Source organism: Streptomyces sp. NBC_00328 (assembly GCF_036139655.1).
Classification (GTDB): domain Bacteria; phylum Actinomycetota; class Actinomycetes; order Streptomycetales; family Streptomycetaceae; genus Streptomyces.
The window spans coordinates 7,982,142-8,003,682 of sequence record NZ_CP108013.1 but is presented as its reverse complement, the minus strand read 5'-3'; the positions used below and the strand labels follow the sequence as shown (position 1 = coordinate 8,003,682).

The following is a 21,541-nucleotide window of genomic DNA, read 5'->3' as shown; positions in this document are numbered from 1 at the left end:
CGGCTCAGCGCCCCGGCCGCCCCTCCGCGCGCTGCGCGGCGAGGCGCACCGGGGCGTTCTGCGCTCCGTACCCCCGGTATCCACCGTCCCGCTGGACGAGTTCGAAGAAGACACGGCCGACGGTCCGCGTGTAGCAGTGCCGGAACTCCCCTTCCCCGTCGCGTTCGTAGAGAATGCCGAGCTCGCGGTACACCGCCAGTTCCTCGTCGCCGAGCCCGTACCGGGCGGCCAGGTCGTCGTAGTAGTTGGCGGGTACCGCCAGCAGCAGGCCGCCGGCCGCGCGAAAGCGCCGGGCGGCCTGGATCACGTCACGGGTGGCTAGGGCGATGTGCTGGGAGCGGGCGCCGTCGTCCGTGGGCGCGGGGCCGACACCGAGGGCGATCCGGACGCTTCCGTCGTCGTTGGTGACCGCGCGGCTGCGGTGCAGTCCGTAGGGGTCGGCGACGTCGACACTCTCCTGGGCGCCCAGTCCGAGGACGGCGCGGTGGAACAGGGCGGCCTCGTCGAACTGGTGCCAGGGCTGGGTGAGCGCCAGATGATCGATCCGGGTCACGCGTGAGGCGCCCGGCTCCCCCTCGGCGGGTTCGTCGTGGGGCACCCGTTCCACCGGCTCGAAGTCGTCCGTCCAGACCGGGAGTTCGCCACGGGCGGGGGACGTTCGGCCCTCCGGCGGCGCCGAGGGCCGGGGAGAGGCGCAGAAGAAGAGTTCGGTGCCGTCGGGCGCGGCGACCGCGTCGAGGGGCGCGTCCTCCAGGGCGCGGCGGCGCGGCAGGACGGGAGCGAGGAGGGATTCGGCGCGCCGGGCCGCGGCGGCGGGGTCGGGCGACTCCAGGCCGATCGCGGCGAAAGCGGTGCCGCCGTGCCGGGCGGCCGGTCCGGTGTTGACCAGGACGCGGGCCTCGCCCTGTTCCCAGAGGTCGACGGGCTTGCTGCGGTGCCGGGACGTACGGGCGAAACCGAGGGCGCCGAGGAGCGTGGCGACGGGGACGACATCCGGTGTGACGAGTTCGGCGAAGGCGACTCCGGTCGGAACGACGGGGGAGGGTGGTGCCGCGAGCCCGGCCGCCTCGCGCAGCAGAGGGCGGACCGTCTCCTGGAGGACGAGCAGGGAACGGCGGGCGTCGACGGCGGTCGGGCCCGCCTCGGCCTGCCGGAAGACGTCGTTGAAGACCTCGAGGGACAGGGGCCCGTCGTAACCGGCGCGCAGGACGTGGGCGAGCAGTCCCGCGAGGTCGAAGCCGCCCTGGCCGGGAAAGCAGCGGTAGTGACGGCTCCACTGGAGCACGTCCATCGCCATCAGCGGGGCGTCGGCCAGTTGCAGGAAGAAGATCTTGTCCCCGGGGATGTCCTCGATCCCCTTGGGGTCCGATCCGCGGGCGAGGATGTGGAAGCTGTCCAGGCAGGTGCCGAGAGCGGGGTGTCCGGCCGCCTCGACGATGCTCCAGGCATGGTCGTACGTGCTCACGTGCCGGCCCCAGGCGAGCGCCTCGTACGCGACCTTGACGCCGAAGTCCGCGGCGAGGACGGCCAGCCGGCGCAGTTGCTCCGCCGCGAGCGCGTCGTCGTCCACGGCGTGCGGCGAGACGCTGGAGCACACCAGCACGGTGTCGGCACCGAGGCGGCGCATGAGCTCGAACTTGTGGCGGGCCCGCCGCAGCGAGCGGCTGAACTCCTCCTCCGCGACGGCCTCGATGTCGCGCATCGGCTGGTAGAGGTCGATGCTCAGGCCGAGGTCGGCGGTGCGGGCCCGGATCTCCTCGGGGGTGAGGGGGCTGGCGAGCAGGTCGTTCTCGAAGATCTCCACTCCGTCGAAGCCCGCCCGGGCGGCGGCGGTGAGCTTCTCGGTCAGGGAGCCGCTGAGGGACACGGTGGCGATGGACGTACGCATGGCGGTGCTCCTTCGGTCTGTTCGTCCAGGACGGGTCCGGTCGGACAGGTCCCAGGGCCTCCCCCCGCGCGACGCCCTCAGTTCCGGGCGCCCGCGGCGCCGGCCAGCTCGGCGATGTCCGCGAGCATCCGTGCCGTGTCGGGCTCGCGCCCCGTGAACAGCCGGAAGGCGTCCGCGGCCTGGAAGGCGGCCATTCCGCCGCCGTCGAGCGTGGCGCAGCCCGCCGTTCGGGCGGTGCGCAGCAGTTCGGTCTCCAGCGGCCGGTAGACCACTTCGGCCACCCACAGTCCGGGGCGCAGCAGCGCGGCGGGGAAGGGGAGGCCCGGGTGCGCGGCCATGCCGGTGGGGGTGGCGTGCACGACGCCGTCGGCGCCGGCGAGCAGGGGCGCGAGTGTGTCCGGTACCGACGCGGCGGCCCGGCCCTCGCCGAAGTGGCCGTTGAGCGCGGCGGCGAGGGAGGCGGCGCGGTCGGGCACGGCGTCGACGACGGTGACGTGTCCCGCGCCCAGGGTGAGCACGGCGTGGGCGACGGCCGCGCCCGCGCCGCCCGCGCCGAGCTGGACGACGCGTTCCAGGGGAACGTCGGGCAGTCCGCGCGCGAAGGATGCCGCGAAACCGGTGACGTCCGTGTTGTGTCCCGTCGCGCGGCCGTCCTCGAAGACGACGGTGTTGACCGCGCCGAGCGCGGCGGCCTGCGGAGCGAGATCGTCGAGATGCGGGATGACGAGCTGTTTGCAGGGGTGGGTGATGTTCAGCCCGTCGAAGCCGACGTCGCGTGCGGCCCGTACGAGATCGCCGACGGCCTCCGGCGGAACGCCGAGGCTGTCGATGTCGATCAGCCGGTACAGACAGCGCAGCCCCTGCCGGTCGGCCTCCCGCTGGTGGAGGGCGGGGCTGAGGGAGGGACCGATTCCGGAGCCGATGAGGCCGACGAGGTACGAGGTCTGGGACACGGCGGGCCTCCGGAGGCGTGGGGTCGGCGGGCGAGCGGTGACCGATCGGCCGTCACTAATGTACGAACTGGTTCGTTAGTCATATCAAGCAGCCTCCCCGAAGGGAAGAGCCGCCCCGGCGAAGGCGCGCGAGGACGCCTCGCGATCTCCCCCGGGCCCGCCCTGCTTCTAGAATCGCGGACACCGACCGTCTCGCCCGAAGGAACCCGATGACCAGCGTCGAAGAACCGGCACGACCTGGCGGGCGCATCCGCGACGCCTCCCGCACCAAGGCCGAGATTCTCGACGTGGCGACCCAGGAGTTCTCCCGCGCCGGTTTCGCGGGCGCCCGGGTCGACGAGATCGCCGCCCGCACCAGCACCACGAAGCGGATGATCTACTACTACTTCGGCGGCAAGGAGCAGCTCTTCACGGCGGTCCTGGAGCGCGCCTACTCGGTGATCCGGCAGGCCGAACAGGAGCTGGACGTCGAGCACCTGGACCCGGTCGCGGCCATCCGCCGGCTCGCCGAGCTGACCTTCGACCACCATGAGGCGCACCCCGACTTCATCCGCCTGGTGAGCATCGAGAACATCCATGAGGCCGAACACATCGCGGACTCCGAGGCGCTGGGCAGGATCGGCTCGCCCGCGCTCGACGTGATCCGCCGGATCCTGGCGACCGGGAGGAAGTCGGGCCTGTTCACCGCCGACGTCGACGCCGTGGACCTGCACGCGATGATCAGCGCCTTCTGCTTCTTCCGCGTCTCCAACCGGCATACGTTCGGCGCCCTGTTCGGCCGCGACCTGACCGCCCCCGACCAGCGGGAGCACTACCGCTCGATGCTCGGCGACATGGTCATCGCCTATCTGACCGCGGACCGCGCGGCGGACTGAGCACGGGAACATCCTTCGGCGCGACCCCTTGACACCCGGGTGACCTGGGCGCAGCATCCGTAGCCATCCGCTACTAACTATCCAGTGGGTTAATTAATCACGGGGCCAGGGGCCGGCCACCGTCGCACCGCCGTCCGGGCTCTCTGCGGCACGGCGGTGGTGCCGCGCCCCGCCCCTCGGGGTCACGGCACCGGCCCCGCGCCCCGCCGCACTCCCGTCCCCGGAGTCACCCGAAGGAGCAAGCCGTGTCCGAACCCGCAGCCCCGCTCGACGCGCCACCCGGCCAGCCCAGGAAGGCCGCCATGGCCGCCTGGATCGGCAGCGCCCTGGAGTACTACGACTTCTTCATCTACGGCAGCGCCGCGGCCCTCATCTTCCCGAAGGTCTTCTTCGACGAGTCCGACCCGGCCACAGCGACCCTCCAGTCGCTCGCCACCTTCGGCGTCGCCTACGCGGCCCGCCCGGTCGGCGCCCTCTTCCTCGGCCACTTCGGCGACCGGCTCGGTCGCAAGAAGATCATGGTCTTCACGCTGATCCTCATGGGGCTCTCGACGTTCCTCATCGGCTGCCTGCCGACCCGCGCGCAGGTCGGCGGCATCGCCCCGGTCCTGCTCGTCCTGTGCCGCGTCCTTCAGGGCATCTCCGCGGCCGGCGAACAGGCCGGAGCCAACTCGATGACGCTGGAGCACGCACCTCCGGGACGGCGCGGCTTCTTCACCAGTTTCACCCTCAGCGGCACCCAGGGCGGCCAGCTCATCGCGACCCTGGTCTTCCTGGCGGTCGCCACGATGCCCGAGGACCAGCTGCTCTCCTGGGGCTGGCGTGTGCCCTTCTGGGCGAGCGTCGTCGTCGCCGTGGTCGGCTATGTCATCCGCCGCACCCTCCAGGAGACTCCGGCCTTCACCCGGCAGTCGGAGACCGAAGGAGTCGTCGGACTGCCCCTCGCCGTGCTGTTCCGCGAGCACTGGGCGGACGTGCTGCGCGTGGTCGCGGGTGCGCTCATCGCCTCGGTCAGCACGATCTTCACGGTGTGGGCGCTGGCCTACGGCACCAGTGACGCGGTCGGCCTCTCCCGGACACAGATGCTGTGGGTCGGCGCGCTGGCCAACCTGGTCGCCCTCGGCGCGATTCCCGCCTGGGCCATGCTCTCCGACCGCATCGGCCGCCGCCCGGTGTATCTGATCGGCGCCGCGGGCAGCGCGGGCTTGATGTTCGCCTACCTGTGGGCCATCTCCACCGGCTCCTACCCCCTGGTCCTGCTCTTCGGCATCCTCGCCTTCGGCGTCGTCTACAGCGCCGCGAACGGTGTCTGGCCCTCCTTCTACGGAGAGATGTTCTCCACGCGCGTGCGGCTCTCCGGCACGGCGATAGGCACCCAGATCGGCTTCGCCGTGGCCGGGTTCGCCGTCACGTTCGCCGCGCAGATCGCCGGTCCCGACGGCGACGACTGGTCCTCGGTCGCGCTGTTCACCGCGGCGCTGTGCGTACCGCCGGTGCTCGCCGTGCTCACCGCCCGCGAGACCCACAAGGTGCCGACCGAGCGGCTCGGCGAGGACGCGGCGGGCGACGCGGTTCGGCGTGAGGCCGTGACCGCCTGACCGGCGGCCTCACTCGAAACGAGCCGCACCCATCGCCGATCGGATCCCCTTCCACGCCTCGCCGGGGTTCTGAGCGGTGACGGAGCCGAAGCCCTTTGAGGACCTCCGAAGAGCGGAGGTCCTCAGAGCCGGGCGGTTACTGCGGGCGGAGGCTCGACCCCCGGGTCTGGCCGCCGGAGGCCGGCTTGAGCTGGACCCAGCCGGCGGTGCTGGGTACGCCCTCCTCGTTGAGGAGGAAGAGCATGTAGTAGCCGGGCGGGGCGGCACTGGCCGACGGGGGTGCCTGCAGTTCGAGGAAGCTGCCGCTGCGGCTCTTGATCCGCAGGTCGAGGTGGCGCTGGCTGGTGTTGACCGAGTGGGTCGCGGTGGTCGGTGCCAGCAGGACGGCGCGGGTGACGTCGGCGGCGGTGTTGCTGCTCACCGTGATCTTCTCGTTGTATCCGACGGACGGGTTGAACACGGTGCCGAGGTGGGGGCGGCCGCCCTGCTGGAGGTAGGCCGGCTCGTAGATCTCGATGCTGCCGTTCATGTCGTCGGTGATGTCGGGGTCGTTGGCGAGCTGCTGGAGCTCGTCACCGGTGACCATCACCCGGCCGTCCGGGAGCACCACGGCGTTGGAGTGGTAGCCGCGCGGCAGCCGCTGGGCCGGGCCGAGCTTCCAGTTGCCGTTCTCGTCGCGCAGTTCGATCTGGCGGTACTTCAGATCCGCGTTGGGGTTGTACGGGCCGTTGCCGTAGTCGCGGATGTCGAAGGCGCCGTTGACGGTCATCAGGGTCGCGTCCGGCATGAGCAGGGTGTCGTCCTGGGTGCGGCCGAAGGCTCTCGCCTTCTCCTTGCTCCACTGGCCGCCGACCAGCTGATAGGTGTTCGGGTCGTTCCGGTCCCCGCCGAGCACCAGCACCGAGTCCGGGCCCTTGAAGCCGGCGGGTAGCGGCACGGCGGACCCGTAGTTGCGCGGCATGTTGTCCGGACGGGGTGCCAGGTCCGTCCGGGTCTCGGCGGCGGGGTCGAACTTCCACTGCTGGTCGGGGTCCCGGCCCAGGCCGTAGATCTTGCCGTCACGCAGCGAGAAGAGGTGCGGGTAGTCACGCTTGAACGGGGCGTCGGCCTTGAACAGTTCCGGCGCCCAGCCCTCCGGCTTGTCCGTCTTGGCCGTGGGCACGGGCTTGTTCAGGGCGGGGAAGCGCTCGACGATCGAGGTGGGGGTGCCCCAGCCGAGCTCCGACTGGCCGGACATGATCAGCTGCCGCCCGTCCGCGCCGGTCACCACCGACGGGTACCACCGGCCGACCACCATGTCCTGGTTCTGGTACCACTTCTCCTCCCACGGGTCGAAGACGAGGGAGAGCTTGGCGCCGCTGCCGCCGTTGCCGCCGAGGTTGCCGCCGAAGACGCCGAGCATTCCGTTGGGCAGGAAGGAATGACCGGCACAGAAGAACGGCGCGGGACGGGGCTGGTTGAGCCCGTCCGGCATGTTGATCACGGGCGGCGTGACCTTGGTGAACGAGCCCGGTCCTGTGCCCTTGGCCGGATCCCACAGGTAGGCGCGGCCCGCGTTCTCCTTGCCGATGGTGTCGGTCGGGGCCGGCTCCTTCTGAGGGTTGCTCTCGATGCGCTCGAAGGAGAACAGCAGCACCTTGCCGGTGGGCAGCATCGCGATGTGCGCGGCGAAGTCCGGGGACTGGAAGTACTCCCGGAACCTGCCGGCGTCCAGCGCGTCGAAGTCCGCGTTGACCTTGGCCTGGGAGGCCGCGAGCGCCTTGAGCCGCTCGGTGCGGGTGGTCTGCGGGTACTCGCCGACGGCCTTGACTGCCTTCCTGGTCATGGCGTGTTCCTCGGCGTGCTCCTCGCCGATGACTTTCGCCTCGTCCGGGTCGGCCTTCGCCCGGTCGGCCGAGGGTGCGTCACCGCCGTGCCCGTGGGCGGCGGCCGGGCCGGACGACAGCACGGTGAGGGTCAGCGCGGAGACGGCACACGCGGAGATCGTCGCGGACAGCATCCTTCTGGACGACGGCCCGGTCAGGTTCCTACGGGACATGGGACTCCTTGCGAGAGAGAGGGCAGGGTGCGCAGCGGTGGCGTCGCGGCCGCGCCGTGTCACCGACCCGATGGCGAGCACATGACGCGAGCACATGACTACTCAAAGTGTTCACGTCCCGGTCGTCCGCTGTCGCGCGATGCCGGGCGGGCGGGTGACCTCCCGGCAGCCGAACGAGTCAGAACCCGTACAGGACAGGGGTTTTGCGTCACGGCACACGCCTGCCGACGGGCTCGTCCGGCGACATCTCCGCCCCTTCGTCGATCACATGACGTAGCGTCGCGATTACTGTGATCATTACATGGCATATGCGACTGTCAAGGAGGAGACGTGACAGAACAGACCAAACTGCGCGAGAGCGATGACATCCAGGGCGATGTGATCGCGGGCTTCAAGAAGGACCGCATGACGCTGCTCTTCCTCAAGTTCGAGGACCCCGCGCGGGCCCGTACCTGGGTGAAGCGGCTCGCATCCCAGATCTCCACCACCAGACAGGTGGCCACCTTCAACGCGGCGTTCCGCAAGGCCAGGCAGGCCACCGGCGGCGACGACCCGCAGACCCTGAAGGCCACCTGGACGAACGTCAGCTTCACCTACGAGGGCCTGAAGGTCCTCGTAGGCGGCAAGGACCCCCTGCCCTCGGTGCAGAGGGGCGGCACTCTGGAGGCGTTCAAGGAGGGGTCCCACAAGCGCTCGCTGGGCGACACCGGCGACAGCTCACCCGAGAACTGGCTGTTCGGGGACGGCAAGGGCCAGACCGTACACGCCGTGATCACCGTCGCCTCCGACACCGCCGAGGGGCTCCAGGACGCGTTGACCGCCCAGCGCGAGGCCGCCGCGCAGGCCAAGATCGTGATCGTCTTCCAGCAGAACGGCGCCACGCTGCCGGGCACCCGCCGCGGAAAGGAACACTTCGGTTTCAAGGACGGGGTCAGCGAGCCGGGGGTGATCGGCTTCGACGAGCCCGACCCGAAGCGGCCGGAGTACGTCAAGGACCACCCGGGCACCCGGCTGATCCCGCCCGGCGAGTTCGTCATCGGGCACGACCGGGTCGGCGGGATTCCGTACGACGAGATGCCGGAGTGGGCCGACAACGGCAGCTTCCAGGTGGTGCGCCGGCTCGCTCAGGACGTCCCGGGCTGGTGGGCCCAGGTCGCCGCACAGCTGAAGGTCCTGAGGAAGGCCAAAGTGGTGCCGGACGAGGCGACCGCCGAATGGCTGGCCGCCCGGATGGTGGGCCGTTGGCGCTCGGGCACTCCCGTCGCCAAGTGCCCGCACGCCGACATGCCCGACAACGCCCTCGCGGGCCAGGACAACGACTTCGGCTACCGCAACGACCCGGAGGGGTTCACCACCCCGCTCTTCTCCCACCTGCGCAAGACCAACCCCCGGGACGGCCTGCAGGAGAAGCCCGGCACGGACCCGTTCCCCGAGAACCCGGTCATGGACCGACGCCGGATCATCCGCCGCGGCGCCCCCTACGGTGCGCCCTTCGACCCGGCCTCGGACGGCCCGGGCGGCCCCGACCACCCGCGCGGGCTGCTCTTCGTCTGCTACCAGTCCGACCTCGTCGAACAGTTCGAGTTCATCCAGAAGATGTGGATCGACAACGTCGATTTCCCGCCGAACCGCCCCGGGAAGCCCGGCCCCGACCCGATGGTCGGCCCCACCGGCAAGGTCACCTTCGAGAGCCCCGACGCGACGACCGAGCTGAGCTTCCATCAGTTCGTCACCACCGAGGGCTCGGTCTACGCCTTCGTCCCCTCGCTCACCACACTCCGGCTGCTGGGCGACGGCCGCCTCACCGACAAACTCCCGGAGACCGTCCGGCCGACCGACGCCTTCCTCCCGATTCCCGACCGTCAGCGGGACAACGGCAAGAGCTGGTACTGGGCCTACGGGACCGGTGGCGACGGACCGGTCTGCCGCACCATCTCCATCGCCGACGGCGACGAGCACAAGGACGTCGTCGAGCGCCCCGACCGGCCCCTGGCCACCTGGCCGTGCTGCATCGGCGTGTCAAAGGTGGACGCGATCCTGCCGGTGCCGGACGAGCAGCGCGTCAACGGCCGGAGCCGGTACTGGCTGTTCCACACCGTCGAAGGCCGCCAGGTCTACCGGCTGATCTCGATCGCGGACGGAGCGGAGTCCGGACTCGACCCCGAGGCGGCGGGCGCCGTCGACCGGCCCGACCGGCCGATCTCGGCCTGGGCCTCGTTCAACGGAATCGAGCAGGTGGACGCTTTCCTGCCGGTGCCCGACATGCAGCGCCAGAACGGGAAGAGCTACTACTGGCTCTTCCACTCCTCCCTGGGGCAGCAGGTCTACCGGCTGATCTCGATCGCCGACGGCTCCGCGCACACCGACGTCATCGAGCGCGGCGACCGTTCGCTCAGTCTGTGGCAGTCGCTGGCCGGCGTCTCCCGCGTGGACGAGTTCCTCGCCGTGCCGGACATGCAGCGCATCAACGGGCTGAGCCTGTTCTGGGTGTTCCACCAGCAGAAATACCGGATCATCTGCATCGCCGACGGCCACGGGCACAACGACCAGATTACGGTCGAGGACCGCTCGATCACGCTGTGGAAGTCCCTGACCGGCTGAGGCCCACCGGTGGTGTGCGCGCCCCGGGCGACCGGGGCCGCCCGCACCACCCGGGTCCGCGGCCGCCGGCCAGTCGGCAACTCCGCTCGACCCGGCCGGATTCAGGGACACCGGGGTGCGCGGAGCCCTCGTCGACCGCCTCGTCGGAGCACCGGGCATGCCGGCCGGCGGGCCGACGCGGCGCGTCACGACCTGGGAGCCGGGGATTCCGTATCAGCGTCCGGGAATCCCGTACGCCCGCTCCACGCGCAGCCGGAGGACGAGCCGGTCGTCGCGGACCATGGCGGCACGGTATTCCTCCCAGTCGGGGTGCTCGCCGAGGACGTCCCGGTAGACCCGGATGAGCTCCTCGACCGTCTCGTCGCGCGGATCCTCGGCGACGGGCGTCAGCTCGGCCGTGCCCTCGACGACCGTGTACGCCCACCGGTCCGCGCTGGTCACGTGGTACGAGGCCCGTGGGTCCCGGCGCAGATTGCGGGTCTTGGCGCGGTCGTCCGTGAGCGAGACGCGGATGATCCCCTCGTCGGGGTAGTAGACGTGGCTGACGTTCGACAGCTGGGGCCGGCCGTCCTTCTTGAGGGTGACGAGCACCCCGCCCTTGTACTCGGAGAGCAGCTTGAGCAGTGCGTCCTGCGTCGCGTCCTGGGTCGCTTCCTCAGTCATACGAGCGTCAACGCTCCGGATCCGGCACATCATTCCGCCCCGACGCCCTCCCTGGCTCCGTCCTCATCCAGCGGGCCTGTAGACAGTGTCTACTCTCCCTTGGTAGACAGTGTCTATGAGCGAGCTGGAAACGACCACCGGACTGCGCACGCACCTGATCGACGTCGGAGTCGATCTCGTGACGAGGGAGGGCGCACAGGCGCTGACACTTCGGGAGATCGCCCGCCGGGCGGGGGTCTCGCACGGCGCCCCGCGCCGCTACTTCCCGACCCACCTGGAACTGCTGTCGGCCATCGCGCGCCGCGGCTTCACCGACCTCCAGCACCGCGCGGCGCACCCGGCCGGCGACGGCGGGACCGACCCCCGAGCCCGGCTGACCGCCCTCGCGAAGGTGTACCTGGACTTCGCGCTGACCCAGCGCGGCATGTACGAGCTGATGTTCCGTCACGACCTGCTGGAGAGCAACCGGTTGGGACTCCGGGAGACCAGCCTGCCGCTGTTCGGGGTACTGGTGGACCTCGTCGGCCGGGTGCGCCCGGAGGCCGACGCACGGATCCTCGCGGGTGCCCTGTGGGCGAACCTGCACGGCATCGCCCAACTGTGGGGCTGGGGAAGCCTGAAGCTCACCACGGGAACCGACGACTGCCTACCGCTGCTGCACGCGGCGCTCGACGCGCACCTCGGCCCGGAGGAACGATGACAGCCCCCGGCTCCGACAGCGTCACCCCCACGGCCGCCGCGCGCCCGGCCCCTCCAAGGACGGCACACCGCCGGATCACCCTCGCGAGCAACGTCGTCGGCGCCGTGATCGTCGCCCTCGACGGCACGGTCCTCACCGTCGCGCAGCCCGCGCTCCAGGGCGACCTGCACGCCTCGTTCGCGCAGGTCCAGTGGACCAGCACCGGGTATCTCATCGCGGTGGCGGGCCTGTTGGTGTTCGCGGGACGCCTCGGCGACCGCTACGGGCACCAACGGATCTTCGCCCTCGGCATCCTGGGCTTCGGGGCGGCGTCCGCCGGAATCGGTCTCGCGCCCGGCATCGGCTGGGTGATCGCACTGCGGGTCGCCCAAGGTGTCTTCGGCGCGCTGCTGCAACCGGCCACGCTCGGCATGCTGCGCGCCGCGTACCCGCCAGACCGGCTCGGGACGCCCATCGCGCTGCGGGCGAGCGCCATCGGGATCGCCGCGGCCGCGGGTCCGCTGCTCGGCGGCGCGCTGGTCGGCCACTTCGGATGGCGGTCCGTCTTCTTCCTCAACGTGCCGCCCGCACTGGCGATGGGCGCGGCCGCGCTCGCTGTCCGGGCGCCCGCCGATCAGGGGAGGACAACGGTGCGCCCGCCGGCGGCCGAGGGCCTCGACGTGCCGGGAGCCTGTCTGCTCACCGTCGCCCTGGTCGCCCTGGTGCACACCCTGGTCGCCGTACCCGAAACCGGCTGGACGGCGGCGAGGGTGGCCGGAGCGGCCCTGGTGGCCGCCGCCGGCACCGCGTTCGTCCGCCGGCAGCGCCGGGCCGCGAACCCCTTGGTGCCGCCGGAGATCCTCGGCTCGGCGACCATCGGCGCGGCGCTCGGCACCCTGGTGGCCGTGTCCGCCGCGCTGCTCGGCACCCTGTTCGTCGCCAGCTACTTCCTCCAGCGCACCCTGGGTCTCGACCCGACGGAGACCGGCCTGCGGGCGCTGCCCGCCGGAGTGATGATGGTGCTCGGAGCCCCCCTCGCCGCCGTCCTCATGCGCAGGATCGGCCCGCGACGGACCGCCGTGGCCGGAACGCTCGTCCTCACGCTCGGCGTCCTGCTCCTGGGCCGGCTCGGACCGGCGTCCACCGCACTGCCCATCGCCTGCGGCTTCCTGCTGCTGGGTGCCGGATTCGTGACGGTGATGGTGACGACGACGGCGGTCGCCGTACGGCACGCCCCCGCGGCGTCGGCCGGTGTGGCGGGCGGACTGCAGCAGACGGCGATGAACATCGGACCCACGCTGGGGATCGCGGTGGCAGCCACGCTGATGTCGCTGACGCCCGGCGCCGCCGTCGGCCCCCCGCTGACCGCGCTCGCGGTGTTCTCCGCGGCGGGAACCCTGCTCGCCCTGAGGCTTCCGGGGCACAAGGACACCGTGGTGGCCGTCCGGGCAAGCCCGCGCGACGCGTCACCAGCGCGTTTGGGACGATGAAGGACACGAGCCGCGGTCCGAAGGAGAGCCATGGGACATCTGCGACAGGAAGTCGAGCCGGGATCCGTCGGCCTCGACCCCGGGGCGCTGGACCGGCTCGACCGGCACTTCGCCGCTCTGGTCGACGACGGCAGGCTCCCCGGCTTCCTGGTCTCCGTCTCCCGGCACGGGCAGGTCGCCCACCTCACCACGTACGGCCGGCGCGACCGTGCGGCGGAACTCCCGGTGGAGAGCGACACCTTGTGGCGGATCTACTCCATGACCAAGCCGGTCACCTCGGTCGCCGCGCTCATGCTGCTCGAGGAGGGCCGCCTCGGACTCGACGACCCGGTGGCCGGCTTCCTTCCCGCCTTCGCCGAACCACGGGTGTACGTCGGCGGGTCCGGACCGGACACGACGACCCGGCCCGCCCGGCAGCCCATCCTGATCCGTCACCTGCTCACCCACACCGCGGGCCTGACCTTCGGCTTCTACCACGCGCACCCCGTCGACGGGCTCTACCGCGACGAGGGTGTGGAGTCCTCGGTGGCTCCGGGCGCCGACCTGGCCGAGACCTGCGAGGTGTACGCCGGGCTGCCGCTCCAGTTCGAGCCGGGCACACAGTGGAACTACTCGGTGGCCACCAATGTCCTCGGCCGTGTCATCGAGGTGGTGTCCGGCCAGGACCTCGACGTCTTCCTCCACCGGCGGGTCCTCGGGCCGCTCGGGATGACCGACGCCGGCTTCCAGGTCACGGACGAACAGGCGGGCAGACTGGCCGAGTTGTACGGCGAGGACGAGGACGGGGAACTCACCCCGATCGCCGGTCTCCCGCTGCGCGGCCGGCCCCGCTTCCTGTCCGGCAGCGGGGGGATGGTCGCCACGGCCCACGACTACCACCGCTTCATGGAGATGCTCCGGCGCCGCGGCGAACTCGACGGAACCCGTCTGCTGCGCCCCGGGACCGTGGACCTGATGGCGGCCAACCAGCTGCCCGGCAACGCCGACCGCCGCTCCTTCGGCAGCCCGGTCCACCAGGAACCCGGCAACGCCGGCCTCGGTTTCGGCCTGGGCCTCTCGGTCGTCGTGGACCCGGCCGTCACCCGGGCGCCTGCCGCCGAGGGCGCGTTCGGCTGGAGCGGGGTGGCCACCACGACCTTCTGGGTCGACCCGCGGCGCGACCTGACCGTGCAGTTCCTGAGCCAGCTGCGCCCGAAGGGTTCACACTCGGTCTTCCCCGACCTCAAGCGCCTGGTGCACGAGGCGGTACGGTCCTCCTGATCACCGCGGAGTCGTCCGACGGGGGCGGCGGCGGGGCGGTCCGGGGCCCTGATTCGGACAGCCCCGGGACCGCACGCCCGTCTTCCGTCATTCCTCGGTGACGACCGTCTTCGCCGACCCGGCGAAGATCGCCTTGGCCCACTCCTCGCCGTCCAGGTGGGGCAGGTAGTGGTCGAGGCGTTCCCGCTTGGTCAGCAGGTAGGTGAGGTTGTCCTCGCACGGCGGTATCAGGAGCGGCACCTGCTCGGCGACCTTGATGCCGTGGCGCAGCAGCGACTCACGCTTGCGCGGGTTGTTCGACAGGAGCCGCACGGACCGTACACCGAGGTCGTGCAGCATCTCCGCCGCCACCCGGTAGTCGCGGGCGTCCACCGGCAGGCCGAGGGCGACGTTCGCCTCGACGGTGTCGAGCCCCTCCGCCTGGAGCTTCATCGCCTTGAGCTTGGCGAGCAGGCCGATGCCCCGGCCCTCGTGGCCGCGCAGGTAGACGAGGACACCGCGGCCCTCGGCCGCGATGGCCTGCAGCGAGGCGGTGAGCTGGGGGCCGCACTCGCAGTGCTGCGATCCGAAGGAGTCGCCGGTGAGGCATTCGGAATGCAGCCGGGTCAGTACGTCCCCCTTTCCGAGGGTGTCCAAGTCGCCGTACACGAGGACGACTTGTTCCTCGCCGCGGTCGTGGTCGAGGTAGCCGACGGCGTGGAAATCGCCGTACACGGTGGGCAGGGGGGCAATCACGACTCGTTCGACACCTGTGAGGTGGGCATTCCCGCCGAGTACGCCAAAGTTATCTGTCATGATCTGGTTCCTAAGCAGAGTCGAAAGGGCCGTGAAAGATGAGTAGTTCGGGAACGCGCGTGATGGAGTCCGGTGTGCTGTCACTGGACACCACGGAGGATGTCCGCGAGCGGGGGGCCGGTGTCGCCCGCCAGGTCGCCGTCCTTCCCGTCGGGAGCCTCGAACAGCACGGCGCCTACCTGCCCCTGACGACCGACACACTGGTGGCGTGCGCCATCGCGCGGGAGATCGCGGCCGCCTATCCGGTGCATCTTCTTCCTCCGGTGACCATCTCGTGCTCGCACGAGCACGCGGCCTGGCCGGGTACCGTCAGCATTTCCGCCGTCACGCTGTACGCCGTCGTCCGGGACATCGCCGCTTCGTTGCGGCGATCGGGCGTCGACACCCTGGTCGTGGTCAACGGGCACGGGGGGAATTACGTTCTGGGCAATGTGGTCCAGGAATCCGCGGGCACCGGTACACGCATGGCGCTTTTCCCCGCCATGGAGGACTGGGAAGGCGCGTGTGAACGGGCCGGTGTGCAGACGTCGTTGCTCACGGATATGCACGCGGGAGAAATCGAGACGTCCATTCTCCTGCACGCCCATCCGGAATGCGTCAAAGACGGTTATGAGACCTCCGATTTCGTGGCCGACGACCGTCGGCATCTGCTCACTCTCGGCATGTCGGGCTATACCGAGTCCGGGGTCATCGGCCGTCCCTCGATGGCCGGCGCCGAGAAGGGGAAGGAACTCCTCGCCGGGCTGGCCGAGGCCTTCGGGGCGTACTTCTCCTTGGTGACGTCCGAGACGCTGCACTGATCAGGCCCTCCCGCGCTCTCCTCCCGGGGGCGCCGGAGCGCGGCACCCCACCGGACGACCAGGACCACGGCGCCGGGCAGGCTCGCCGCGAGGCTGAGCACGCCGTAGATCACCGCGACGGTCAGACCCATGCCGGCGCCGAGCCCGGCGGCGCCGAACGCCCAGGCGGTGGCGCCCTCGCGGGGGCCCCAGCCGCCGACGTTCAGCGGCAGCCCCATGGCCAGCAGGGCCAGCAGGGCCAGCGGCGTCAGCCGGGCGACGGACGCGCCGGATCCGGCGGCCCGGGCGGCGAGCACGAACATCGCCAGATGACCGGCGAGCACCAGGACCGACGCGAGCGTCACGCCGGGCCAGCTGCGCCGGGCCAGCAGGGCGCCCCGGGCCTCGACGAGCGCGCCGCGGACGGCTCCGTACCGTCCGGCGGCGGAAGAGGTCCGACGCCTGCGGACGACGCCGAAGGTCACCGCGCCGCACACCGAGACGAGCGCGAGGAGCAGCGCGGCCTCGCGGGCCTGCGCGAGCACGGGTGACGGCTGGGTGAGCAGCACCACCGCGCCGACGGCCACCAGCACGGCCTGTCCCGCGGTGCGTTCCAGCACCACCGAGCGCACGCCCCGGCCGATGTCGCCGGCGCTCTGCCCGTGCCGTACCGCCCGGTGCACGTCCCCGAGGACCCCGCCGGGCAGCGCGGCGTTCAGGAACAGCGCGCGGTAGTAGTCCGCGACGGCCGCGCCCAGCGGGAGTTCGATGCGCAGCTCGCGCGCGACCAGGCACCACCGCCAGGCGCTGAACACCGTGGTGAGCAGCCCGATCGCCATCGCCACCGTCAGGGTGGTCCCGTCGATGCGCCGCAGCCCGTCCACGAACACCCCGGTACCCAGCCGCCACAGCAGCACTCCGAGGATGAGGACGCCGGCCGTGGCACCGAAGTGCCTGCGCACACGTCCGGACACGCGCCGGGCCCGGGGGGTTCCCTCGGCCGCCGGGCTCCCGGAGCCCTCGGCCGGGAGGGACCCCGGTCCCGTACCCGTGGGGCCAGGCGCCCGCGAGGCGCCGGACTCCGCGGGGATGTTCAGGTGCGGGCCGTCGAGGTCCGGGGTCGCGGCCGCCGGGGCGGCGGCCGGTCCCAGTGTCTCCAGGCCCGCGCTCACGCCGCACCCCCGACCGGGTGGGGCAGCGCCAGCACATCGCTGTGGTGGACGACGACCCGCAGCTCGCCCGCGGCGCACGCCGCCAGGCGCGACTCCAGATACGACTCCGCCCGTCCGGCCAGCTCGGGGCGCTCCTCCACCGCCGCGCCGACCCAGCCGCGCAGCCACTCCGCGGTGAGGTCGGCCTCGTCGGGGCCGAGCCGCCAGGGGCTCGGATGCACCCGGACGGTCGCGTCGTAGCGGGCGAACGCCTCGCAGGTGGCGGTGACGGCGTCCGGGCCGAGCAGGTCGCCGCGCCGCTGGTGGGCATTGAACGCCTCGGTGATCTCGGCGTCCAGCGGGTCGGCCGGGGTGAATTCGACCCGGCCGGCGACGGACAGCGTCAGCAGGGCGGGCACGCCGGCGTCGGCGCAGGCCGCCGCGAGCCGGTCGATCTCCTCGGCGGTGAGCACGTCGAGCAGCGCCGAGGCGGTCACCAGGGAGGCGCCGGCCAGGGCGTCCGCCGTCAGCCGCCCGATGTCGCCGCGCTGGGTGGTGACGCCGACGTGGCTGCCGTCGGCCGCCGCCTTGGGCGCCCCGACGGTGGCGAAGTGCAGCAGGTACGGGTCCCGGTCGTGCAGGATCCAGTGCTGGGCGCCGTCGAGCCGGGGCGCCAGCCAGCGGCCCATGGAGCCGGTGCCGCAGCCGAGGTCGTGGATGGCCAGGCCGCCGCGCGCGGGCCGGTTGGCCAGCCGGATGCGCAGCGGGTCGAGGAGGTCCACCGCCCGCGCGGCGGCGTCGGCGGGCTCGCGCAGCTGGAGCCACTGCGGCGCGTAGCGCACCTCTTCGGCGTCAGGGTCCCCGACTCGCTGACCGGGCACGCCCGTCCTCACCTTCTCCTCGGGGAGGCCGGAGTCCGGCCCGCTCGCGGGGGTCGTCGCGGTACTCACGCCGCCCTCCGGGGTTCCTGGGGCAGCCGGCCGAGCACGCCGGCCAGGCTGCGCGCGGTGGTGGCCCAGCCGTCGAGCGCGGCACGGCGTCCGCGGGCGGCGGCCTTCAGCCGGCGCCGCACGTCGGCCTCGCCGAACCAGCCGCGCAGCTCGGCGGCGAGGGCCGCCGGGTCCTCCGGGGGGACGAGGATGCCGGGCACCCCGCCGTCGGGGGCGCGTCCGACGGCCTCGGGCACACCGCCGACGTCCGTGGCGAGCACGGGGATGCCGCGGGCCAGGGCCTCGGTGACGGCCATGCCGTAGGTCTCCGCGTACGAGGTGAGGACCATGAGGTCGGCCGCGGCGTAGCTGGCGTCGAGTTCGGCGCCGGCCTGCGGTCCGGCGAGGTGCAGCCGGTCGCCGAGGCCGTGCTGGGCGATCAGGCCGCGCAGATGGTCGACGTAGGCCGGGTCCTGGGCCAGACCGCCGACGCAGACGCAGCTCCAGGGCAGGTCGGTGACGGTGGCGAGGGCCTCGATGAGCCGGTGCTGGCCCTTGCGCGGGGTCACCGCGGCCACGCACAGCAGCCGCGAGACACCGTCGGTGCCGGAGGCGAGCGGTGCGATGTCGGCGCCGGGGGCCGCGGCGTGGACCCGGTCGGGGGCGAGGCCGTGGTGGGCGACGAGCCGGCGGACGGCCCATTCGCTGGTGGCGACGACGGCGGACACGGCCCGCAGGGTCGTACGTTCCAGGGCGTCCAGCTCGGCGGCCACGGCGGGCTCGAGTCCCGTCTCGTCGCCGAGCGGCAGGTGGACCAGGACGACGAGACGCAGCCGGTCGGCCTCCGGAGCGACGATCTCGGGGACTCCGCAGGCGACGATCCCGTCGAGCAGGACGACCGTGCCGTCGGGCAGGTCCGCCAGGGTCCGGGTCAGTTCCGTACGGGCGGCGGCACCGGGGCGGGGCCACTGGCCGGCGACGATGTGCCGCTCGACCTGCCAGCCGAAGCCGGGCAGGTCGAGGCAGAGCCGGCGGTCGTAGGCGTTGCCGCCGCTCGGCGTGGCCGGGTCGTCGACACCGCCCGGCATCACGAAGTGCACGGTGCGCAGGGACATGGGGATGATCTCGGCGTTCTTGAGAGCCGCGTTCTGCACGGGCACGTAGTTCAGGGCGCCGGGTCCGGGGGCCGCGGCCGCACGCCCGGACGGCACGGACGCCTTGTCGAGGGTCACGTCGGTCACAGGGCACGCTCGTAACTCGCCCAGGCGATGTGCGACTCGTGGAGGGTGACGGTGATGCCGGCGAGGCCGTGGGCACCCGCGCCCAGGGCTCCGGCGTGCACGCGGTCGGCGAGCCGGTCGGCGATGACCTTCGCCAGGAACTCGGTCGAGGTGTTGGTGTCCTTGAAGTCCGGCTCGCTGTCGAGGTTGCGGTAGTTCAACTCGCTCACGACGGCGCCGAGCTCCTGCGTGGCCAGGCCGATGTCGACGACGATGTTGTCGTCGTCCAGCTCGGGGCGACGGAAGGTGGCGTCCACCAGGAACGTCGCCCCGTGGAGGCGCTGCGCGGGTCCGAAGACCTCGCCACGGAAGCTGTGGGCGATCATCAGGTGATCGCGGACGGTGATGCTGAACAACGGACGACCCTCCAGGTGCGGTGCGTCTGATCCCCTGCCGGGATCACGTCGTGTAGTACGGCTGTCCGGTTCACCTTGTTCAGCCGCGTGTCGCCCTTTCTTCGGAGTCCGTAGAGGTCAGGCCGGTTCTCGTCGGCTCAAACCTCTTCGTAGGCGACTCGGTGGCACAGGGCGGGTATCGATCCGGAGGCCAGTTTCCCCATCACGTCCGGGAGTTCTCCGAAGGAGCACTCGCCGGTGATCAGGGCGTCGAAGGCCGGTTCGGCGAGAAGTTCGAGGGCGAGCGCCAGGCGGTCCGCGTACGTCCTTCCGGCCCGGCCGGAGGGGGAAACGGAACCCACCTGGCTGCTGCGCAGGGTCAGCCGGCGCGAATGGAAGGCCTCGCCGAGCGGCAGGGCGACCCGGCGGTCCCCGTACCAGCTCAGCTCGATGACGGTCCCCTCGTGGGCGAGCAGGCCGAGGGCGAGGTTGAGTCCGGCCTCGGTGGCGCTGGCGTGCACGACGAGGTCGAGTTCGCCCTCGGCCTCCTCGGGGAGCGCGAAATCGACGCCGAGCGCGCGGGCGACGGCACCGCGTGCCGGGTCGGCGTCGACGAGCTGGACGCGCACCCCGGGGAAACGGGCGAGCAGCGCGGCGACCGAGCAGCCGACCATGCCGCCGCCGACCACGGCGATCCGGTCGCCGATGAGCGGGGCGGCGTCCCACAGGGCGTTCACCGCGGTCTCGACGGTGCCGGCGAGGATGGCGCGGGAGGCGGGCACCGACTCGGGTACGACGGTCACCGCGCTCACCGGCACGACGTACCGCGTCTGGTGCGGGTAGAGGCAGAAGACCGTCCGCCCGAGCAGCTGCGCGGGGCCTTCCTCCACTTGGCCGACACTCAGATAGCCGTATTTCACGGGTGCGGGGAAATCCCCGTCCTGGAACGGCGCGCGCATCGAGGCGTGCTGGTTCTCCGGGACTCCCCCGCGGAACACGAGGGTCTCGGTGCCCCTGCTGACTCCGGAGTAGAGCGTACGGACCAGTACCTCGCCCTGCGCGGGCGCGTTGAGGGTGACGTCACGGATCTCGCCGTGGCCCGGAGATGCGAGCCAGAAGGCGCGAGCTGTGAGTTCCATGAGCGTCCCCCTGAACGATTCCGCAGATCTTCACGTACGGAGCAGTGACAAGTCGCGCACACGGTACGCGGCGTTGATCGAATCTGTCATTCGGCCGGAGGATCTGCGGTGGCCCTGAACAACATGTACGGCGCAAGGCTCCCCCAGCAGGAGACCACGGTGGGAGCCGGCGTGCAGCTCCTGGTGCTGGTCCTGCTGGGCACGGCGATCGGGATGGGGCCGGCGGGCTGGCTGACCGGCCTGGTGTTCGCGTTCGCCACCTGGGCGGTGCTCACCCGCGCGCTGCGGCGCACACAGCCCCGCTCCTTCGGACCCGCCAACCGGGTCACGCTCGGCCGCGCGATCCTGGTGGGCGGAGTCACCGCGCTGGTCGCGGACTCCTTCGAGAGCTCGCCGCCGGTCAGCCTGCTGGTCGGTCTGACGGCGGTCGCGCTGATCCTCGACGGCGTCGACGGCAAGGTGGCCCGGCGGACCGGCACGTCCTCGGCCCTGGGCGCCCGCTTCGACATGGAGGTGGACGCGTTCCTGATCCTCGTGCTGAGCGTGTACGTCGGGATGTCGCTCGGTCCGTGGGTGCTGCTGATCGGCACGATGCGGTACGCGTTCGTCGCCGCCGCCCGGGTGATGCCGTGGCTGAACGGCGAGCTGCCGCCGAGCATGGCGCGCAAGACGGTGGCGGCCCTCCAGGGCGTCATCCTGCTGGTCGCGGGCTCCGGACTCCTGCCGTACGACGCGGAGATGGCCGCCGTGCTGACCGCGCTCGCGCTGCTCGTGTGGTCGTTCGGCCGCGACATCGCGTGGCTGTGGCGGCAGGGTGGCCGCGGGCCCGCGGAGCGGAGCCTGCAGCCCCGGGAGAACGAGCGCCCGCGGGAACTGGTCACCGCGGGCTCGGCTCCCGTGGGTTCCGAGGGCTGATCACCGAACGGTACGGGCCCGAGGCGGAGTTGACCGGGATCCCGCGAGGCCGGGAGGCCGGGCGCGCCCGGGAGAAGCGGACGTACGCACGACATTCACGATCTGTCATGGCCGGGAACGAACATCGTCTGACTAGACTACGCAGCCTCGTGCACGTGATCGCGCCACGCGCG

17 protein-coding genes and 1 pseudogene are annotated in these 21,541 nt (G+C 71.8%); 8 read left to right on the top strand and 10 right to left on the bottom strand.

Annotated elements, in window-relative coordinates:
- Positions 1-4 precede the first annotated feature (4 nt).
- Positions 5-1,888: a bifunctional sugar phosphate isomerase/epimerase/4-hydroxyphenylpyruvate dioxygenase family protein gene (locus OG485_RS34885; RefSeq protein WP_328672546.1), complete on the bottom strand. Its 1,884-nt coding sequence runs from the start codon at positions 1,886-1,888 to the stop codon at positions 5-7.
- Between the two features lie 77 nt (positions 1,889-1,965).
- The gene (locus OG485_RS34880; RefSeq protein ID WP_328672545.1) at positions 1,966-2,841 is read right to left on the bottom strand and encodes a shikimate dehydrogenase; all 876 of its coding nucleotides are present in this window, start codon (positions 2,839-2,841) and stop codon (positions 1,966-1,968) included.
- 209 nt (positions 2,842-3,050) lie between these two features.
- On the opposite strand from OG485_RS34880, the gene OG485_RS34875 reads away from it, so the two are divergent.
- Positions 3,051-3,716: a TetR family transcriptional regulator gene (locus tag OG485_RS34875; protein WP_328672544.1), complete on the top strand. Its 666-nt coding sequence runs from the start codon at positions 3,051-3,053 to the stop codon at positions 3,714-3,716.
- Between the two features lie 245 nt (positions 3,717-3,961).
- Positions 3,962-5,314, top strand: a complete 1,353-nt coding sequence (locus OG485_RS34870; RefSeq protein WP_443048816.1) for an MFS transporter — start codon at positions 3,962-3,964, stop codon at positions 5,312-5,314.
- A gap of 136 nt (positions 5,315-5,450) precedes the next feature.
- Here OG485_RS34870 and OG485_RS34865 read toward each other — a convergent pair whose 3' ends face one another.
- Positions 5,451-7,352 (bottom strand): galactose oxidase early set domain-containing protein, encoded by a 1,902-nt coding sequence (locus tag OG485_RS34865; RefSeq protein ID WP_328672543.1) that lies wholly within the window; start codon positions 7,350-7,352, stop codon positions 5,451-5,453.
- A 330-nt stretch (positions 7,353-7,682) separates the two neighbouring features.
- Here OG485_RS34865 and OG485_RS34860 point away from each other — a divergent pair, with 330 nt between their 5' ends.
- On the top strand, positions 7,683-9,953 hold the full coding sequence (locus OG485_RS34860; protein WP_328672542.1) for a Dyp-type peroxidase: 2,271 nt from the start codon (positions 7,683-7,685) through the stop codon (positions 9,951-9,953).
- 213 nt (positions 9,954-10,166) lie between these two features.
- Here the strand turns inward: OG485_RS34860 and OG485_RS34855 are convergent, their stop codons facing one another.
- Positions 10,167-10,616 carry a PPOX class F420-dependent oxidoreductase gene (locus tag OG485_RS34855; RefSeq protein ID WP_328672541.1) on the bottom strand — a complete coding sequence of 150 codons (450 nt, stop codon included), beginning with the start codon at positions 10,614-10,616 and terminating at the stop codon, positions 10,167-10,169.
- A gap of 115 nt (positions 10,617-10,731) precedes the next feature.
- Here OG485_RS34855 and OG485_RS34850 point away from each other — a divergent pair, with 115 nt between their 5' ends.
- From OG485_RS34850 to OG485_RS34840, 3 genes are read left to right on the top strand one after another with little or no spacing between them, the layout of a single operon-like run.
- A complete protein-coding gene (locus tag OG485_RS34850) occupies positions 10,732-11,316 on the top strand; it encodes a TetR/AcrR family transcriptional regulator (RefSeq protein ID WP_328672540.1) in 585 nt (194 codons plus the stop codon).
- Positions 11,313-12,785 carry an MFS transporter gene (locus tag OG485_RS34845; RefSeq protein WP_328672539.1) on the top strand — a complete coding sequence of 491 codons (1,473 nt, stop codon included), beginning with the start codon at positions 11,313-11,315 and terminating at the stop codon, positions 12,783-12,785. The genes OG485_RS34850 and OG485_RS34845 overlap by 4 nt, the downstream gene beginning before the upstream one ends.
- Before the next feature lie 30 nt (positions 12,786-12,815).
- Positions 12,816-14,045 (top strand): serine hydrolase domain-containing protein, encoded by a 1,230-nt coding sequence (locus OG485_RS34840; RefSeq protein WP_328672538.1) that lies wholly within the window; start codon positions 12,816-12,818, stop codon positions 14,043-14,045.
- 87 nt (positions 14,046-14,132) lie between these two features.
- Here OG485_RS34840 and ribA read toward each other — a convergent pair whose 3' ends face one another.
- On the bottom strand, positions 14,133-14,840 hold the full coding sequence (gene ribA / locus OG485_RS34835; RefSeq protein WP_328672537.1) for a GTP cyclohydrolase II: 708 nt from the start codon (positions 14,838-14,840) through the stop codon (positions 14,133-14,135).
- A 38-nt stretch (positions 14,841-14,878) separates the two neighbouring features.
- On the opposite strand from ribA, the gene OG485_RS34830 reads away from it, so the two are divergent.
- Positions 14,879-15,640 carry a creatininase family protein gene (locus OG485_RS34830; RefSeq protein ID WP_326784541.1) on the top strand — a complete coding sequence of 254 codons (762 nt, stop codon included), beginning with the start codon at positions 14,879-14,881 and terminating at the stop codon, positions 15,638-15,640.
- Between the two features lie 137 nt (positions 15,641-15,777).
- On the opposite strand, the pseudogene OG485_RS34825 reads toward OG485_RS34830, so the two are convergent.
- From OG485_RS34825 to OG485_RS34805, 5 genes and pseudogenes are all read right to left on the bottom strand, one after another.
- Positions 15,778-16,503: pseudogene (locus OG485_RS34825) on the bottom strand (lysylphosphatidylglycerol synthase domain-containing protein); the annotation flags it as partial.
- Between the two features lie 284 nt (positions 16,504-16,787).
- Positions 16,788-17,720: a class I SAM-dependent methyltransferase gene (locus OG485_RS34820; protein WP_443048815.1), complete on the bottom strand. Its 933-nt coding sequence runs from the start codon at positions 17,718-17,720 to the stop codon at positions 16,788-16,790.
- On the bottom strand, positions 17,717-18,940 hold the full coding sequence (locus tag OG485_RS34815; RefSeq protein WP_443048814.1) for a glycosyltransferase family 4 protein: 1,224 nt from the start codon (positions 18,938-18,940) through the stop codon (positions 17,717-17,719). The genes OG485_RS34820 and OG485_RS34815 overlap by 4 nt, the downstream gene beginning before the upstream one ends.
- On the bottom strand, positions 18,937-19,335 hold the full coding sequence (locus OG485_RS34810; protein ID WP_328672536.1) for a 6-pyruvoyl trahydropterin synthase family protein: 399 nt from the start codon (positions 19,333-19,335) through the stop codon (positions 18,937-18,939). Before OG485_RS34810 ends, OG485_RS34815 begins: the two co-directional genes overlap by 4 nt.
- Positions 19,336-19,472: 137 nt before the next feature.
- On the bottom strand, positions 19,473-20,453 hold the full coding sequence (locus tag OG485_RS34805) for a zinc-dependent alcohol dehydrogenase (RefSeq protein ID WP_328672535.1): 981 nt from the start codon (positions 20,451-20,453) through the stop codon (positions 19,473-19,475).
- A 108-nt stretch (positions 20,454-20,561) separates the two neighbouring features.
- Between OG485_RS34805 and OG485_RS34800 the strand changes: the two genes are divergently transcribed.
- Positions 20,562-21,368, top strand: coding sequence for a CDP-alcohol phosphatidyltransferase family protein (locus tag OG485_RS34800; protein ID WP_328672534.1), 807 nt, complete (start codon positions 20,562-20,564; stop codon positions 21,366-21,368).
- Positions 21,369-21,541: the final 173 nt, after the last annotated feature.